This window comes from Nocardioides sp. NBC_00850 (genome assembly GCF_045207335.1).
GTDB lineage: Bacteria > Actinomycetota > Actinomycetes > Propionibacteriales > Nocardioidaceae > Nocardioides.
Genome location: NZ_CP108845.1, coordinates 1453858 through 1471406, shown reverse-complemented (window position 1 = coordinate 1471406; position 17549 = coordinate 1453858). Strand labels below are relative to the sequence as shown.

Below are 17549 nucleotides of genomic sequence, written 5' to 3'. Positions count from 1 at the left end.
GGGATCCATCTGTTCACTCGCTGACGCTCGCTCATAGGCCAGCCATCCGTCCGCGGCGCAGGAAGAAGACGAAGACGGGTACGCCGACGACGGCCGCCATCACGCCGACCTGGATCTCCGAGGGCGGCCAGATGACCCGGCCGACCACGTCCGCCAAGAGGGTGAGGGCGGCACCGAACCCCGCCGAGAGGGGGAGCACGCGGGTGTAGGCCGAGCCGACCATGACCCGGACCATGTGGGGGACGATCAGGCCGACGAAGCCGATCGGCCCGCACAGTGCGGTGGCGGTGCCGGTGAGGAGCACGACGCCGAGACCGATCACGGCGCGGTCGATGCCGGTGCGCCGTCCGAGCCCGCGCGCGAGGTCGTCGCCGAGGGCGAGCGTGTCGAGGGTGCGGGCGCCACCCAGGGTCAGCAGCGCACCGACAGCGAGGAAGGGCAGCCCGGTCAGGACGATGTCCCAGCCACGGCCGCCGATGGTGCCGACCTGCCACAGCCGGATCACGTCGAAGGTGGCCTTGTCGGTGAGCAGGACGGCGGTGGTCCACGAGGTGACCCCGGCGGCGAGCGCGGCACCGGCGAGGACGAGCTTGGCCGGGGTCGCACCACCGGAGCCGAAGGAGGCGACCGTGTGCACGAGAATCGCGGCGGCCGCGGCGCCGGCGAAGCCGAACCAGAGGTAGGCGTTGAGCGAGCCGATGCCGAAGACCGAGACCGCCAGCACCATCGCGAACGTGGCACCGGAGTTGAGCCCGAGGAGCCCCGGGTCGGCCAGCGGGTTGCGGGTCAGACCCTGCAGACAGGCACCGGAGAGCGCCAGCGCGGCGCCGACCATCAGCCCGAGGACTGTACGCGGCATCCGGGTCTCCAGGATGCCCTGGCCGACGCTGCCCTCACGCCACAGATCCAGCGGGGAGACGAGCTTCGCACCGATGAGCATCGAGGCGACGACGGCGACCAGGAGGACACCGGCGAGCAGGATCACGACCCGCAGCATCGATGACCGGCCCCGGCCGCGCGGATCCGCGGCCGGGGCTCGGTTGAGCGTCGTCGCGAGGGTCACTGACCCTCGAGTGCCTTGACGATGCCCGGGACGAACTCATCGATGGCGTAGGGCACCGACAGCGGCGTCGGGGTGCCTGCGGCCAGCGAGGCGACGTTGTCGGTCGAGGCCCACATGTGGCCGGCCTTGATCGCGGGGATCTGGCCGATCAGCTTGTCCTTGGCGTACGTCTCGGCGTCCGCGTCCTCCACCGCATAGGTGAACAGGAAGTCGGACTCGAGCTCGCTGGCCTTCTCCGCGGAGACCTGGGCGAAGAACTCGCCCTTCTTGGTGTTCCCCTCGACGACCGGCGCGTTCTTCATGCCCAGGTCAGAGAGGAAGTCCGGGCGGGCGTCCTCGGTCGTGTAGAACGGGATCTGGGAGAGGTCGGCGGTCGACAGCGCGGCCCAGATGAAGGTCTTGCCCTGGATCTCCGGGGTGTCCTTCTTGACGTCCTCGTAGAGCTTCTGGGTGTCGGCCTCGACCTCGTCGGCCAGCTCGTTGCGGCCGGTCGCCTTGCCGACCATGTCGAGGGAGTCCTCCCACGCGGTCGCCCACGGCTGGTCCGGGTAGGCGACGACCGGCGCGATCTCGGAGAGCTTCTTGTACTCCTCCTCGGTGATGCCCGAGTAGGTCGCCAGGATCAGGTCGGGGGTCTGCTTGGCGACCTCGTCGACCGGGATGGCGTCGGTCTGGTCGAGGATCGCCGGCATGTCGGCGTCGAGCTCCTCGAGCTTCTCGTCGAACCAGGGCGTGGTGCCGTCCTCGTCGCCGCCCCAGGTGACCTTGGGGATGCTGACGGGCACGACGCCCAGGGAGAGGAGCATGTCGGCGTCGTTGACACCTACGACGGAGATGCGCTTCGGCTCCTCCTCGATCTTGGTCTCACCGAAGGCGTGCTCGATGGTCACCGGGAAGGCGCCCGAGTCAGCCTTCGAGGTCGACTCCTGGCCGGAGTCGGCGGAATCGGTGGAGCCCGTGCTGCAGGCAGCCAGGCCGGAGACAGCAAGCGCGGTGCTCACTGCGATGAGTACGGGACGACGGATCACGTGGGGAACCACCTCGGGTTAGGCAATGCTTAGTTAGGACAGCCTAAACACATTCTGGTTTCCACGGGATATCGGCCCCCAGGGTTTGGGACGACGCAGCGGACGGTCAGGGTCTGACGAACGCCGCCCGTTCGGCCTCGACCCGATCCCGGATCACGCAGTCGAGCGAGTGGTCGTTGACGATCCCCATCGACTGCATGAACGCGTACATCGTCGTCGGCCCGACGAACTTCCAGCCGCGCTTCTTGAGGTCCTTGGAGAGGCTGATGGAGGCGTCGGAGGTGGCCACCACCTCCGGGACCTTGAGCGGCTCGGGCTCGAACCCCCAGACGTACGCAGCCAGCGACCCGCGCTCCGCGATGAGCTCGACCGCGCGGCGGGCGTTGTTGATCGCCGCCTCGATCTTGCCGCGGTGACGGATGATCCTCGCGTCCTGCAGGAGCCGCTCGACGTCACCCTCATCGAACTCGGCCACCAAGTGGTAGTCGAAGCCGGCGAAGACCTCGCGGAACGCGGGGCGCTTGTTGAGGATCGTGCGCCACGACAGCCCGCTCTGGAACCCCTCCAGGCAGATCTTCTCGAAGAGCCGTACGTCACCACCGGCCGGGAATCCCCACTCGGTGTCGTGGTAGCCCAGGAACTCCGGCGCCCCGCCGGCCCACGCGCAACGCGTCTGGCCGTCAGGGGCCAGGAATGGTGCTTCACTCATCCAGCCGACCCTAGCCGCGACCACCGACAAGCGCCTTTCAGAGGAGGTGACGGACGGAGGCGAAATGAGCGCGCATCTCCTCGTCGGTCCCGGAGCCATAGATCTGGAGCACCTCGGCCAGGCCAGGTGAGACATCGCGCAGGGCGTCGACCGCCTGCTGGAGCTCGCGTCCGGACGCGACCGCGCGCAGTACGCCTCGCACCGCCGCACCGCCCTCGACAGCCGCGGCCCGGGAGCCGGTGGTCAGCTCCGAGGAGAGCTCACGGATCTCGTCGAGCCACTCGTTGATCTGGGAGGTGGTGAGGCCACCCGCCTCGGCGCCGAGGTCGATCAGCGCGTGCAGACGTGCCAGCGCGATCGGGTTGGCGATCTTGACCCGCTGTCCGGTCATCAGGTGCGACAGCATCGCCGGGCTCAGACCGAGCACCTTGGCGGTCGTCGCCTGGGTGAGACCGAGCGGAGCGGTCGCGCGCCGCACCAGCTCACCGAGCGGCTCTCCGTACAGCTCGCGTTGCTGCCGGATGTTCTCCTCGACGCCCATGCCGGCAATCTACACACGTAGACAAGATGTTTGCAAACGTACTTGCGGCGTATACGTTAGTGAATCTAGGGTGCTGCCCATGCGAACAGCACTTGTCATCGCCACCGGCCTCGCCGGGGTCCTCACCCTAGCCGTGGCCGGCACCGGCGTCGCCCCCGCTGCCGCCTCCGAGGAGCAGACCCAGGGGACGTACGGCCGGATGATCCTGGTGCTCGACTCCTCCGGCTCGATGAAGGAGCCGGCCGGCGGAGGCAGCACCAAGATCCAGGCGGCCAAGCAGGCGCTCGACACCGTGATCGACGACCTCCCCGAGAGTGCCGACGTGGGCATGCGGGTGTTCGGCGCGAAGGTGTTCGGCCGCAAGCAGAAGGGGGCCTGCGAGGACACGCAGCTGGTCGTCGAACCCGGCACCGGCAACCGCGACGACCTGAGTTCGGCGGTGAGCGGCTACAAGCCCTATGGCGAGACGCCGATCCCGGTCGCCCTGGAGCGCGCCGCCGAGGACATCGGGGCCGAGGGCAAGCGGTCGATCGTCCTCGTCTCCGACGGCGAGTCGACCTGTGGCGACCCGTGTCCGGCAGCGCAGGCGATCGCCGAGCAGGGCATCGACCTGCAGATCGACGTCGTCGGCCTCTCCGTCTCTGGCAAGGCCCGCAGGCAGCTGGAGTGCATCGCCGAGAAGGGCAACGGCACCTACTACGACGCCGACGACGCCGAGGGCATCGGCGAGTCGATCTCGGGCGCCTCGCAGCGGGCGCTGCGGCCGTTCGAGTTCACCGGCAGCCCGGTGAAGGGCACCCCCGACCCGGCCGGCGCACCGCTCGTGAAGGCGGGGCAGTACCTGGACACCATCCAGACCCGCGACAAGCGCTACTACCGCTTCGAGCGCACCGCCCCGGGCTCCACCGTGCACCTCGGCCTGATCTTCGAGGGCGAGTCCGAGGATCTCGTCAGCAACCTGAGCCCCGAGATCAGCGTCGAGGACGAGAACGGCGAGCTCAGCCGATGCCGCTGGACGGTGGTCCAGTCGACGACGTACGGCGACGGCAACCGGCTGATCTTCGGCTCCACCCACAGCGCGGACACCGACCCGGAGGAGCTGTGCAACACGGCCGACGAGCTGGTCCTGGGCACCGCGTCCGGCCGCGGCGACACCGGTGCGATCGCCGGAAAGCCGGTCCAGCTGATGGTCTACGAGGAGCCGCCGGTCAATGCGGCCGCGCTCGACGCCCTGCCTCCGCAGACCGAGGAGCCGACATGGACGGACATGACGCCGGCCGAGCCGACGAGCGACATCGTCCCGGGCAGCGCGATCGCCAACGCGCCGATCCTCGAGGACGGCACCTACTCCTTCGACATCAACCCCGGTGAGAACCAGGTCATCGGTGTCCCCATCGGCTGGGGCCAGCACCTCCAGGCCCAGTTCGACGCCAAGATGACCGACGCGATCCGCCGCGAGTGGGGAGTCGGAGCCGGCGTCGAGCTCGACGTCATCGGCCCCCTCGGCGGCCAGGCCACGGTCGACCTCGGCAGTAAGGCGCCGCAGACCTGGTGCGACTCGGGCCTGCTCCAGAACTGCCCGGACGCCTGGCGCACCGGCACCCTGTCCAACGTCATCGCCTACCGCAACCGCTTCGACAACGCCGATGCGGAGGCCTCGACCGGGCTGCCCGGCGTCCACTACGTCCGGGTGCAGTACGGCCTCGACGAGAACATCAACGTGCCCTACACGCTCACCATCAAGACCGTCGGTGAGGACGGCGCCGGCGAGCCCGACTACGAGAAGGTCTCCGGGCTCACCCCGCCGACCGCCGACCTCAACCTGAACTCGACCGACGGTGCCGAGGACCCGGGCGGCTCGGGTGGCTCCGGCAAGAACCAGGCGAGCAACGGGACCGGCACCGATGAGGACGGCACCAAGGCGTCCGGCGACACCATCAAGCTGGTCGCAGGCATCGGCGGGGCCGGGCTCGGGATCGCCGCGCTCGCTGCCGCGGCCGTGCTGCTGATCCGGAGGCGGCGCGCCTAGCTCAACAGGAACGCACTGCCCGCCAGCAGCAGGACCCCGGCGAGCGCCAGCACGACGATCGGCCACACCGGCCGGTCGTCGTGCGGTTTCGTACGCCGGATCACGGTCTTCTCCCGGGTGTCCCGAGGCGTCGGCGGAGGGGGCGGAGGGGGCGGAGGCGACATGCGCCCGATGGCGTACTGGTCCAGGACCTCGATCTCGCCGGGCTCCCACGGCCGGGCGGGCACGGCCTGGGCGAGCAACTGCCGGAACTCCCCCGCGGACTGCGGCCGGGCGGCGCGATCCTCGCCGACCGCGCGCAGCAGCAGCCGCCCCAGCGGAGTCGGTGGCACGTACGCAGCATCGTGCGGCGGCCTCGTCCCGGTGAGCAGGTGCAGACCGGTGACCGCGGTGGCGTAGAGGTCGTCGCGAGGGTCGGGGTCGAAGCCCTGGTCAGGCGCCATGTAGCCCGGCGTACCGATCATCACGTTCGCCTCGGTGAGCCGCGGCTGGTCGGCAGGCACGGCCACACCGAAGTCGGAGAGCCGCACGTGCGGGACGCCCGCGCCGGTCACCTCCAGCAGCAGGTTGCCGGGCTTCACGTCGCGGTGCACCACACCGGCGGCGTGAACCGCCTCGAGACCCGACAGCGTCTGGTCGAGGATCGCGACGACCCACTGCTCGGAGAGCGCGCCGTAGTCGCCCAGCAGCATGGCGACCGAGCCGCCGCGCAGCAGCGGCATCGTGAACAGCACGTTGTCGTCCTCGCCGGCCCAGCCGAGCGGGGTCACGACGTGCGGGTGGTGGATCCGGGTGGCCTGCTCGCGGATGAACCGGAGCAAGGAGGCGGCATCGCGCTGGCGCAGCAGCTTGGCGGCCTTGATGTCGCCCTCGCGACGGTCCTGGACCTGCCAGACCGCGCCCATCCCTCCCTCCGCGATGGGCTCCAGCAGCTCGTAGCGCCCCGCGAAGACCTCTCCCACCCGGCCGCTCAGATCTTGGTGCGGTGGAAGCTCTGGAAGCTGCGCGAGGCGGTCGGGCCGCGCTGGCCCTGGTAGCGGCTCCCGTACTTCTCGCTGCCGTAGGGGTTCTGAGCGGGCGAGGTGAGCCTGAAGAAGCAGTACTGACCGATCTTCATCCCCGGGTAGAGCTTGATCGGCAGCGTCGCGACGTTGGCCAGCTCGAGCGTCACATGGCCGGAGAAGCCCGGGTCGACGAAGCCGGCGGTGGCGTGGGTGAGCAGCCCGAGCCGCCCGAGTGAGCTCTTGCCTTCCACGCGCGCCGCGATATCGTCGGGCAGGCTGACGGTCTCGTACGTCGACCCGAGCACGAACTCGCCCGGGTGCAGGATGAACGGCTCGTCGCCCTCGGTCTCGATCTGCCGGGTGAGCTCGGACTGGTCCACGGCCGGGTCGATCGTGGCGTACTTGTGGTTGTCGAAGACCCGGAAGAACCGGTCCAGACGTACGTCGACGGACGACGGCTGCAGCATCGACTCGTCCCAGGGGTCGATGACGATCCGTCCATCGTGGATCTCGGTCAGGATGTCCTTGTCGCTCAGCAGCACGAGGCCCAACTTACCGGTTCTCGTGCGCACCGTTCACCGCCACCATACGCTGCGCTTGTGCGTCACAACTCCCATGTGACTCGGGCACTCACACTTTCCGTCGCCTTCGCGCTGTTTGGCACCGGTTGCGGATCCGCCGCGAGCACGAGCGCCGGTTCCGATCCGTCCGCCGCCAGCAGCACACCGGCTACGTCGGCGAGCCCGACACCGACATCGTCGGCCTCACCAACCCCACAGCGATCGCAGATCAAGTCGATCCAGGACGTGTACGCCTACACGGAACCGTGCAAGTCGCTGGCCAAGTCCGACGCCTACTTCACGAGCGAGTCGGAGGTGAAGTCGCAGTTCGGCATTGCGAAGGCCGGGTCACCGGAATGGAGCCAGCAGCAAGAGACGTTCCCCTGGCTCGCCGACCTGTCGTCGGAACTGTCGACGGAACCGACCTCGGCTACGTTCTGCTGGATCCTCCCGAAGGACGAGCCCGAGGACGATCCCGAGACCGAGACGATCCTCAACGTCCTCGAGTTTGCGGACGTCGCCACTGCGGCTTCAGAAGCGCCGTACATCACCGATGGCGCTCCGTACGACATCGGGGACCAGGCCACCATCAACGCCGGCGACGGCTGGGCGGCAGGTGCGGTCCGCATAGATCGAGTGGTGCTCGTCGTCTCGCTCTGGGACGAGAAGTTCAGCGCGATCTCCGCCACCGCCACGGTCAAGAGCATGCTGAACGACCTGGTCCCCACAGTCCTGCCGTGAGCCTCAGCACCATTTGCCCCATGCGTCACAGATTCCGCGCCAGAGTCGTACGTCCCGGGCAAACCCGATTGAATCGGGGCCATGGCACTGGATGCGCTGATCCCCGGCGGCTACCGCCGGTACGTCGCGCTGGGCGACTCCTTCACCGAGGGTGTCGGTGACGCTGATACCCGGCGCCCGAACGGCGTACGCGGCTGGGCCGATCGGGTCGCCGAGGTGATGGCCGAGCGGACCCCCGAGTTCAGCTACGCCAACCTCGCCGTCCGCGGGCGCGGGATCGACCGGATCGTCAAGGAGCAGGTCGCGCCGGCGATCGCGCTCGAGCCGGACGTGGTGACGATCTACGGCGGGTCGGTCGACCTGATGTGGCCGCACGTCGACATCGACGCCCTGCTCGCGACCTACGAGTCCGCGATCGGCGAGCTGGTCGAGACCGGCGCGAAGGTGGTGGTCTTCACCGCCTATGGCGCACGGGCGTCCACCGTCGGGCGGCTGCTCCGCGGACGCTTCGCGGTCTACAACGAGGCCGTCCGCGAGATCGCGCAGCGGCGCGGCGCGACGCTGGTCGACTTCTGGCGGATGACCGAGTACGACGACGCCGGCTACTGGGACGGCCACGGCTTCCTAGGCGCCCCCGGCCACCAGCTGATGGCGATCAAGGTCCTCGACACCCTCGGCGTACGCCACCACCTGCCCACCCCGAAACCGCTGGTCGTCATCGAGGAACCGAGCATCGGCGGGCCCGTCCGCGAGGTCCGGCGGCTGGCCGCCCGGGCGCTCCCCTGGGCCGTACGCCGCATGCTCCGCGGCCCTGCGGGCGACGGGCTCTCGGCCCGCTATCCCCAGATGACGCGACTTTCCTGAACCGGTTTCACACCTGGCTGGGTGTGTGGGGTAACATCCTGGTCGCACCTGCGGACGTAGCTCAGTTGGTAGAGCGCAACCTTCCCAAGGTTGATGTCGCGAGTTCGAATCTCGTCGTCCGCTCCACGTTCCATAGCAGGTGAGCCCGCACTTTCGTCGTCACCGTCGTCTGTGCGGGTTTCTGTTTCTGCCTCAGATGCCCCCAGGATGCCCCCGACCCTCTTGGCTGCGTCCCAGAGGTTGTTGTCGATGAGGTGGCCGTAGAGGTCCATCGTCATCGCTGCGGAGGCATGATCGGCACCAACTCGGCAACCAGCGGCACCGTCCGCGAGCGCTTGTTCTTGAGGGTGTCCTCGAAGAGTGAGAGTCAAGAACTTCCGCCGAACCTGCTCTACGAGCGCTGTTGGGGTTCTGTGTGCCGAATTCACTGACGGATGCCTGCAGGGGTGTTTCAATGCAGGCGCGCCGCATGTCGCAGCGCCTCGACTTCGAAAGAGACCACCATGCTCCGCAAGTTCACGCTTGCTGCTGCCGCCCTCGCGCTCGGCGCAGCGACCCTGTCACTCGGTGGTTCCGCGCAGGCTGCGACCACCCCATCTGTCAATGTCACAAGCGCCTGCCAGGGCGGCGCTGGTGTCATCACCGTCGGCGCCCGGCGCTCGCCCACCGGTGGCACCATCGGAACGACCGTGATTCGTGACGTGAAGAGGCCCAACTGGTCCGGATTCACGATGGTCGGCAACGGCGAGCCATCCGGTCCGTTCCCTGAGTCAGCGATGCTCCACCCGGTCGACGGCGTCGTACGCGACACCACGAAGTCCACCCGCGCCTGGCCGAAGCCGGTCACGGGCGTGTACTTCTCGGGTGACTACTCGGTCTTCTGCGTCGGAAGTGTCGACCAGAACCCATACCGAGTCATCGGCATGGGCCCGTCCTCCCAGATCACCGTACGCCGCGACTCCGGCGTTGTCCGGGTCGAGGGCGAGGCGAACCGGATCGGCAAGTACCGCCTCACCGTACGCCTGTGGACTCCGGCCGGCTTCCAGGAGAAGTCGACGGTAGTCAACGTGGGCGTTGACACGAACATCGGCGAGTTCCGGCACCGCTTCACCGGCTTCAAGCGGACCAACAAGTTCACCAAGGCCGTACTGATCGCAAAGAACATCCGAAGCGGCAAGACCACCACGGTCACGGTGCGACGCACATTCTGATCTTTTGATACTGCTCGTGGCCCCGTCGATCCGGCGGGGCCACGATGTCTAAGGAGGCTCAGACGCGGCGAGCGAGAGCCGCGGGCAGGAACGCATGAAAGCCGAGAGTGTCTTGCGTCCAGAGATGCCCGTTGGCCTTGGCAAGTGCCGCAGGGTCGAACAAGCAGCTAGCGCACGCGATCAGGAAGACCCCGGCGATGAGGCCCCAGATCGGGAGCCATTCCACGATGACGCTCCGCTCCCGCGATACGGACACTCGCACGTGCCCCCAGGATGCCCCCGATACGCTTGACCAGGCGCATCGTTGCCATGAAGAACCAGCACCAAGCCCGGTCCACGTAAGCGCAAGCAAGTGGGTATGGGGTCGGGTACCTTGATTCCCAAGGTTGATGACGCGAGTTCGAATCTCGTCGTCCGCTCCAACGATCTGGGCCGTGCCGTGTGGCACGGTCCGTTTCCGTTCACTTGCACGATCCAAGTGACGCAGCACACGATCGCGGGTGTTTGCGGCTTGCGTCCATTAAGATTGGGTTTCTGTTTTCCAATCATTGTGTGAACGACACGTAAAGGATCACTCGACATGCCCGCGGGCTCGAGCAGCCGATTCACCGACGGACGAGTCCCCGACCACGGCATCGGAGATCTCTTCACCTACGAGGCGCGCCTGCAGGCTCGACTCGACGTCGAAGCGGCCCTCGCCGGCGCCGAAGCGGCTGTGAAGGTGATCCCCGCGGAGGCCGGCGAGGCGATCGCCGAGGCCGCCGATCTGGACAAGCTCGACCTGGACCGGATCGAGAAGGCCACCGCTGAGCACAGCCACCCGCTGACGCCGCTGGTCGAGGAGCTCTGCCGGGTCGTCGGCGCGAAGCACGGTGGCTGGGTCCACTGGGGCGCCACCACGCAGAACATCACCCAGACCGCCGACCTGATCCTGCTGCGCCAGGCACACGACAAGATCCTCGACCTGCTCGGCGACCTGCTGCGCTCGCTGTCGAAGGTCGCCGAGGCCGGCGCCGAGGTGCCGATGCCGGGCCGCACACACTCCCAGCACGCGGTCCCGATCACCTTCGGCTTCAAGGTCGCCATCTGGATCGACGAGATCGCCGCCCACGTCGACCGGCTCCGCTCGGTCGAGGACCGCGTCTTCCGGCTGCTCATGGGCGGCGCTGCCGGCACCATGGCCTCCTTCGGCTCCCACGCCCGCGCCATCGAGACCGAGACGGCCTCCCGGCTCGACATGGGCTCGATGCCGGTCCCCTCGCGTGCGATCAACGACGGCATGGTCGAGTGGGTCTCGATCCTGGGGATGCTCGGTGGCACCGCCGGCAAGATCGGCAAGGACGTCTACTCGATGATGCAGCCCGAGTTCGGGGAGGCCTTCGAGCCGATCCCCGAGGGCACCATCGGCTCCTCGACGATGCCCCACAAGCGCAACCCGCAGCTCACCCTCGACGTCATCACCGCCGCCACCCAGCTGCGCGGGCTCGTCGCCCCTGCGATGGAGTCGATGCTCCACGACCACGAGGCCAACGGCGCGATGACCGGCATTCTCGAGGACGCGGTCGCGCAGGCCTCTCGCCTGGCCGGTGACGTACTCGCCAGGCTCGTGGTCATCTTCACCGGCCTGACCTTCGACGAGGACCGGATGCGCGCCAACCTGGCTCTCTCCGGCGGCCTGATCGGCTCCGAGTCGCTGATGCTCGAGCTCGGCGAGCGCATCGGTCGCCAGGTCGCCCACGACGTCGTCTTCGAGCTCGCCCAGCGCTCCGCGGTCGACGACATCGACTTCGCCTCGCTCCTCGCCGATTCGCCCGCGGTCTCCGAACACTTCACCCGCAGCGAGATCGCCGACCTGCTCGACCCGTGCCGCCACCTCGGCGAGTCCGCAAACATCGCCCGCGCCATGGCCGAGCACGCCCGCCGGGTGGCCGACACCATCCAGATTCCCGCCGTCTGAGGCTGGCGTTCCACGGACGTCGATAGGCTGCGTACGTGTCTTTCGAAGGTTTTCCCGTTGCGGCGCTCGACTTCTATGACGACCTCGAGGTCGACAACACCAAGTCGTTCTGGGAAGCCCACAAGCACATCTACAAGGAGTCGGTCCACGCGCCGATGAAGGCGCTCACCGACGAGCTCGCCGAGGAGTTCGGCAGCGCCAAGATCTTCCGGCCCTACCGCGACGTACGTTTCTCGAAGGACAAGCTCCCCTACAAGACCCACCAGGGAGCCTTCGTGGCCGTGGCGCCGCAGACCGGCTACTACGTCGAGGTCTCGCCCCGCGGCATCCGCACCGGTGGCGGCTGCTACTGGTTCGAGCCGCCCCGGCTGGCGGCCTTCCGCGGCGCCATCGTCCACGAACACTACGGCGCTGACCTGGAGAAACGCCTCGCGGTCGCGGAGAAGAAGGGCTACGAGGTCACCGGTGACCGCCTCAAGACCGCCCCGCGCGGCTTCGACAAGGACCACCCCAAGATCGAGCTCCTCCGCCACAAGTCGATCCACCTCGGCCGCACCATCGGCTTCGAGCCGATCATCCACACCCCCGACCTCGTCGGTGAGGTGAAGAAGGACTGGCGGGCCGTACGTCCCCTGGTCGAGTGGATCGCCGAGCACGCGGTGGCCTGAGGGCTGGGCACATTCCCGCCATGGCGCCGTTGTGCGACCAGGAAAGCTCTATCCGGTGCGCATTTTCCCGCCATGGCGGGAAAGTGCCGCGACCGATCAGGGCTTGGTGAAGCTCGCCATGGTGCGCTCGGGCTCCCAGAAGGCCTTCATGGAGGCGATGCGGCCCTCGTCGTTGACGGTGTAGACCATGATCAGCTCGGTGGTGGTGTAGCTGCCGTCGGGGAACGACGTCTTGATCTTGCCGATGTTGGCGCAGGTGTTGCCGGCGGGGTTGGCGAAGGAGTCGTTGATCTGGAACTCGAACTTGTGGACCGAGGCGATGGCCTTCTCCCAGAAGGCCTTGAGGCCCTCGTGGCCGTGGTGGCCCTTGCCCTCGGGGTCGAACATCGACGGCCCGACAGGGTCCTCGAGCACGCAGTCCTCGGCGTAGATCGTCAGCCACTCGTCGAGGTCACCCTTGGCGACGGCGGCATAGGAGCGCTGCCCGGCCGTACGTGCGGGGTGTTCGTCGTCGGGGGCGTTCCAGGTGATGGCGTCGGAGGAGATCATGCGGCAGATCGTACGCCGAAACTGGAACGTGTTCTACCTGATCGCCGAGCCCCGCCCGGATAGGGTCACCGGGTGACCGTCTCGGAGACCGCTCGCGGGACCGCGACACCGGGACGGGACTTCGACCGGCTCTGGCTGGCGACGGCGACGAGCCAGGCCGGGTCGACCATCGCATACGGCGCCCTGCCGCTGGTCGCGGTGCTGCTGCTCGGCTCCTCCACGTTCCAGGTGTCGCTGCTGGCGGCGCTGTCCGGGTTCGCGGCCGCGGCGGCGGGAGTCCGGCTCGGGCCGTGGATCGAGTACCGGTTCAAGCGACCGACGATGATCGGCGCCGATCTGATCCGGTTCGCGGCGATGCTCAGCATTCCCGCCGCAGGCGTCTTCGACGTGCTCACCTACGCCCATCTGTGCGTCGTCGGCGTCCTCGCCGCGACCTGCGAGCTCGCCTTCACCGCGGCCTCCGGCGCACACCTGAAGGCGCTGGTCACCCCCGAGGCCAGGCTGGCCGCGACCAGCCGGCTGGAGACGACGTTCTGGACCACCTTCACCACCGGCCCGCCGGTCGGCGGCGCGCTCGTCTCGGCGTTCGGGCCGACACTGACCGTGCTCGTCGATGCGGTGACGTACCTGCTCTCCGCGCTCGGCATCCGCTCGATCCGTACGCCGGAACCGCAACCACCGACGAGGAAGCCGCAGCACTGGGTGGCCGAGGTGACCGCCGGCTGGCGCTACATCCTCGCCCGTCGTGACCTGCGCGCGCTCTTCCTGAACGCGGCCCTCTTCGGCTCGTGCGTGATCGCGACCAGCCCGCTGCAGACCGTGCTGACGCTGCGGGTTCTCGGTATGGAGCCGTGGATGTACGGCGTCGCCATGGGTCTGCCCTGCCTCGGCGGCATCCTCGGCGCCGTGTGCGCACCTCGCCTCACGAACCGGCTCGGCGAGCGGGCGGTGCTGCTCGGGTCCGGGGTCGCGCGGACCCTCTGGACCATCCCGATCGCCTTCACCCCGAGCGGCCCGGTCGGCTTCGCGTGGTTCACCGCGGCCAACTTCGGGCTGATCCTCTGCGCCGGCGTCTTCAACCCGACCTTCGCCACCTACCGGATGCGCGAGACCGCCGACGATCACATGGCGCGGGTGCAGGCGGCGTGGTCGATCACCATGAAGGTCGCCCAGCCCGTCGGCGTCCTGGCGGCGGGCGCACTGGCCGCGGCAACGAGCCCTCGGACCGCGATCGCGGTGGCCGGAGGCGTACTTCTGCTCTCCTCCGGGCTGCTTCCCTGGCGCACCGCTGTGACGAAGAACCCTACCTGTGAGTAGCCCCGGGCTTGCCACCCCTGGAGGGCAAGCCTATTCTTAATGTTACCCGCCAGTAGTGCGTGCCGACCGGCGCTCCCGCAACTGGTAAATCCGACAAAGGTTATGAAGGTGGATCAGTGAGCCACTACAAGAGCAATCTCCGCGACATCGAGTTCAACCTGTTCGAGGTCTTCGGCACCGACAAGGTCCTCGGCACCGGTCCCTTCGCGGACCTGGACGTCGACACCGCGAAGGAGATCCTCGCCGAGGTCGAGCGTCTCTCGCGCGAGGATCTCGCCGAGTCGTTCGTCGAGGCCGACCGCAACCCGCCGGTCTTCGACCCCAAGACCAACACCGCGCCGGTCCCGGCCGCGTTCAAGAAGTCGTACGACGCGTGGATGGAGTCGGGCTTCTGGAGCCTGCACACTCCCGAGGAGATCGGCGGCCAGGTGGCCCCGAACTCGCTCGTGTGGGCGACCGCCGAGATGCTGCTCGGGGCCAACCCGGCGATCTGGATGTACGCCGCGGGCCCGTTCTTCTCGAAGGTCGTCTTCGAGAACGGCAACGAGCGCGACAAGCGCATCGCCAAGTTCATGGTCGAGAAGCTGTGGGGCTCCACCATGGTGCTGACCGAGCCCGACGCGGGCTCCGACGTCGGCGCCGGCAAGACCTTCGCCACGCCCAACGAGGACGGCTCCTGGAACATCACCGGCGTCAAGCGCTTCATCACCAGCGCCGAGTCGGACCTGCAGGAGAACATCATGCACCTCGTCCTCGCCCGCCCGAAGGGCGTCGAGGGCGTCGGCGGCCCGGGCACGAAGGGTCTCTCCCTCTTCCTCGTGCCGAAGTACCACTTCGACCACGAGACCGGTGAGCTCACCGGCGAGCGCAACGGTGCGTACGTCACCAACGTCGAGCACAAGATGGGCATCAAGGTGTCCAACACCTGCGAGCTCACCTTCGGCGACCCGCAGGTCGGCGGCGGCGAGGCCGCCAAGGGCTGGCTGCTCGGCGAGGTGCACGACGGCATCCGCCAGATGTTCGACGTCATCGAGAACGCTCGGATGATGGTCGGCACCAAGGCGATCGCGACCCTCTCGACCGGCTACCTCAACGCTCTCGAGTACGCCAAGACCCGCGTCCAGGGCGCCGACCTCGTCGCCGCCGGCAAGACGGACCCGCGCGTCACGATCACCCACCACCCCGACGTACGCCGCTCGCTGCTGGTGCAGAAGTCGTTCGCCGAGGGCATGCGCGCGCTGGTCTACTACACGACCTCGTGGCAGGAGAAGGTCGTCCTCACCGAGGACGGCTCCGACGAGAACAAGCTGGCCGCCGCGGTCAACGACCTGCTGCTGCCGATCGTCAAGGGCTACGGCTCCGAGCGCGCCTGGGTGCTGCTCGGCACCGAGTCGCTGCAGACCTTCGGTGGGTCGGGCTTCCTGCAGGAGTACCCGATCGAGCAGTACGTCCGCGACGCCAAGATCGACTCGATCTACGAGGGCACCACCGCGATCCAGGGCCAGGACTTCTTCTTCCGCAAGATCGTGAAGAACCAGGGCGCCGCGCTCGGCCAGATCGCCGGCGAGATCCAGGCCTTCCTCGACGCCGAGGGCTCCGCCGAGCTCAAGGAGTCGCGTGCCCTGCTCGGGACCGCTCTCGAGGACGTCAACGCGATCGTCGGGCACATGTTCAACGACCTGATGGCCTCCCAGGAGGAGATCACCAACATCTACAAGGTCGCCCAGAACACCTCGCGCCTGCTGCTCGCCGTCGGCGACGTCGTGGTCGCGTGGCTGCTGCTCCGCCAGGCCGAGATCGCCCTCGCCGCCCTCGCCGGTGACGCCGGCAAGGACACGGACTTCTACACCGGCAAGGTCGCCGCCGCGAAGTTCTTCGCCTCCTACAACCTGCCCAAGCTGACCGCTGAGCGGGCGATCGCCGAGGCGATCGACAACTCGATCATGGATCTGCCCGAGTCCGCTTTCTGACTCTGATCCGCTCGTACGCTGCGGCCCGCCCGGTTCTCCGGGCGGGCCGCGGTGCGTCCGGCGGAATTCCTCGGGCACGCTCCGTGGTTGAGAAGTCACGTGACCTCTGTGACCGAGCCCCGGATCCGTACGAACTCCGCGCATCACACTCGCGGGTTCTGGTCGGTGGCGTTCCTGTTCGCGGTGACGATGGGCTTCGCGGCCGCGCCGGCGCCCCTCTACGTCTTCTACGTCGACGAGCAGGGCTGGAGCTCGTTCGTGATCACGGTGGTGTTCGCGACGTACGGCGCGGGGGTGGCGATCTCGCTCTTCCTCGCCGGCCACCTCTCGGACCGGTTCGGGCGGCGGCGGGTGGTGGCGCCGGCGGTGCTGCTCAACGTGCTCTCCGCGTTGATCTTCCTCTCGACCCATGAGCTGGGCTGGCTGCTGCTGGCGCGGCTGCTGTCCGGACTGGGCGTCGGAATGCTGACCGCGACCGCGACGGCCCATCTCGCCGAGCTGCACCGGCGCAGCCGGCCGGAGGCTCCGGCGACCCGGGCCGAGGTGGTCGCGACCGCGGCCAACATCGGCGGATTGGGGCTGGGCCCGCTGGTCGCGGGCGCGCTGGCCGAGTGGGCGCCGCGACCGCTCTACACGCCGTACGCGGTCTTCGCGTTCCTCATGGTGCTCGGGCTGCTCGCGGTCGTGGCCGCGCCGGAGACGGTCGACACCGACCAGCCGGGGTGGACCTACCGGCCGCAGCGGGTGCGGGTGCCGGCCGACGCGCGCGGCGCCTACTTCGCCGCCGGAATGGCGAGCTTCGTGGCGTTCGCGATGTTCGGCTTCTTCACCTCGCTGGTGCCGTCGTTCCTCGCCGAGGATCTGGGCATGTACTCGCATGCCGTCGCGGGCGCGGTCGGGTTCTCCATCTTCGGAGCTGCGGCGCTCTTCCAGGTGCTGGCCGGGCGCTGGCCGCGCCGGAGGCTGTACGTCGTCGGGCTGGTCGCGCTGACCGCCGGGCTGCTCCTGGTCGTCGGCGCCCTGCTGTCCGGCACGTTCTGGGTGCTGGTCGTCGGGGCCGTCGTCACCGGGGCGGGGTCGGGGATGTCGTTCAAGGCGGCGGTCGCCACCGTGATCTCGGTGGCGCCGGCGAACAGCCGTGGCGAGGCGCTGGCCGGGCTCTTTCTGATGGCCTATCTCGGGATCACGGTGCCGGTGGTGCTGCTGGGGATCCTGGTGCAGTTCGTCGCGACCGAGCCGGCGATGCTCGCCTTCGGCGCGCTGCTGCTGGTGCTGCTAGGGGTCGCGGCTCGTGGGGTGGCGGGGGCGCGGCGTACGGCCTGACCTGCGACAGGCCGT

General features: G+C 68.4%; 16 protein-coding genes and 1 tRNA gene. 10 read left to right on the top strand and 7 right to left on the bottom strand.

Annotated elements, in window-relative coordinates:
* Window positions 1-31: 31 nt before the first annotated feature.
* The 4 genes from OH802_RS07180 to OH802_RS07165 form a co-directional block, all read right to left on the bottom strand.
* Window positions 32-1063, bottom strand: coding sequence for a FecCD family ABC transporter permease (locus OH802_RS07180; RefSeq protein WP_406026488.1), 1032 nt, complete (start codon window positions 1061-1063; stop codon window positions 32-34).
* Window positions 1060-2091: an iron-siderophore ABC transporter substrate-binding protein gene (locus OH802_RS07175; protein ID WP_406026486.1), complete on the bottom strand. Its 1032-nt coding sequence runs from the start codon at window positions 2089-2091 to the stop codon at window positions 1060-1062. The genes OH802_RS07180 and OH802_RS07175 overlap by 4 nt, the downstream gene beginning before the upstream one ends.
* A 106-nt stretch (window positions 2092-2197) precedes the next feature.
* On the bottom strand, window positions 2198-2800 hold the full coding sequence (locus OH802_RS07170) for a DNA-3-methyladenine glycosylase I (protein WP_406026484.1): 603 nt from the start codon (window positions 2798-2800) through the stop codon (window positions 2198-2200).
* A 37-nt stretch (window positions 2801-2837) separates the two neighbouring features.
* Window positions 2838-3341, bottom strand: a complete 504-nt coding sequence (locus tag OH802_RS07165; protein WP_406026482.1) for a DNA-binding protein — start codon at window positions 3339-3341, stop codon at window positions 2838-2840.
* Window positions 3342-3420: 79 nt separating this feature from the next.
* Here OH802_RS07165 and OH802_RS07160 point away from each other — a divergent pair, with 79 nt between their 5' ends.
* Window positions 3421-5370 carry a vWA domain-containing protein gene (locus OH802_RS07160; protein WP_406026480.1) on the top strand — a complete coding sequence of 650 codons (1950 nt, stop codon included), beginning with the start codon at window positions 3421-3423 and terminating at the stop codon, window positions 5368-5370.
* On the opposite strand, the gene OH802_RS07155 is transcribed toward OH802_RS07160, so the two are convergent.
* Together OH802_RS07155 and dcd are read right to left on the bottom strand one after the other, a co-directional pair.
* Entirely contained in the window at window positions 5367-6332 is a 966-nt protein-coding gene (locus tag OH802_RS07155) for a serine/threonine-protein kinase (protein WP_406026478.1), read from the bottom strand. The two genes, OH802_RS07160 and OH802_RS07155, sit on opposite strands and share 4 nt — an antisense overlap.
* Window positions 6333-6340: 8 nt before the next feature.
* Entirely contained in the window at window positions 6341-6916 is a 576-nt protein-coding gene (gene dcd / locus OH802_RS07150; protein ID WP_141794788.1) for a dCTP deaminase, read from the bottom strand.
* A 264-nt stretch (window positions 6917-7180) separates the two neighbouring features.
* Between dcd and OH802_RS07145 the strand changes: the two genes are divergently transcribed.
* The 6 genes from OH802_RS07145 to OH802_RS07120 all read left to right on the top strand — a co-directional run bounded on the left by OH802_RS07145 (window position 7181) and on the right by OH802_RS07120 (window position 12375).
* Entirely contained in the window at window positions 7181-7675 is a 495-nt protein-coding gene (locus tag OH802_RS07145; RefSeq protein WP_406026475.1) for a hypothetical protein, read from the top strand.
* Between the two features lie 81 nt (window positions 7676-7756).
* Window positions 7757-8539, top strand: coding sequence for an SGNH/GDSL hydrolase family protein (locus OH802_RS07140; RefSeq protein WP_406026473.1), 783 nt, complete (start codon window positions 7757-7759; stop codon window positions 8537-8539).
* 50 nt (window positions 8540-8589) lie between these two features.
* A tRNA-Gly gene (locus tag OH802_RS07135) sits at window positions 8590-8665 on the top strand.
* A 377-nt stretch (window positions 8666-9042) separates the two neighbouring features.
* Window positions 9043-9750: a hypothetical protein gene (locus tag OH802_RS07130; protein WP_406026471.1), complete on the top strand. Its 708-nt coding sequence runs from the start codon at window positions 9043-9045 to the stop codon at window positions 9748-9750.
* A gap of 580 nt (window positions 9751-10330) precedes the next feature.
* On the top strand, window positions 10331-11707 hold the full coding sequence (locus OH802_RS07125) for an adenylosuccinate lyase family protein (RefSeq protein ID WP_406026469.1): 1377 nt from the start codon (window positions 10331-10333) through the stop codon (window positions 11705-11707).
* A gap of 35 nt (window positions 11708-11742) precedes the next feature.
* Window positions 11743-12375, top strand: a complete 633-nt coding sequence (locus OH802_RS07120; protein WP_406026467.1) for a DUF2461 domain-containing protein — start codon at window positions 11743-11745, stop codon at window positions 12373-12375.
* Window positions 12376-12471: 96 nt separating this feature from the next.
* Here the strand turns inward: OH802_RS07120 and OH802_RS07115 are convergent, their stop codons facing one another.
* Window positions 12472-12924 (bottom strand): nuclear transport factor 2 family protein, encoded by a 453-nt coding sequence (locus tag OH802_RS07115; RefSeq protein ID WP_406026465.1) that lies wholly within the window; start codon window positions 12922-12924, stop codon window positions 12472-12474.
* 72 nt (window positions 12925-12996) lie between these two features.
* Between OH802_RS07115 and OH802_RS07110 the strand changes: the two genes are divergently transcribed.
* From OH802_RS07110 to OH802_RS07100, 3 genes are all read left to right on the top strand, one after another.
* Window positions 12997-14241: an MFS transporter gene (locus tag OH802_RS07110; RefSeq protein ID WP_406026463.1), complete on the top strand. Its 1245-nt coding sequence runs from the start codon at window positions 12997-12999 to the stop codon at window positions 14239-14241.
* 116 nt (window positions 14242-14357) lie between these two features.
* Entirely contained in the window at window positions 14358-16211 is a 1854-nt protein-coding gene (locus OH802_RS07105; protein WP_406026461.1) for an acyl-CoA dehydrogenase, read from the top strand.
* Between the two features lie 99 nt (window positions 16212-16310).
* A complete protein-coding gene (locus OH802_RS07100) occupies window positions 16311-17534 on the top strand; it encodes an MFS transporter (protein ID WP_406026459.1) in 1224 nt (407 codons plus the stop codon).
* Window positions 17535-17549: the final 15 nt, after the last annotated feature.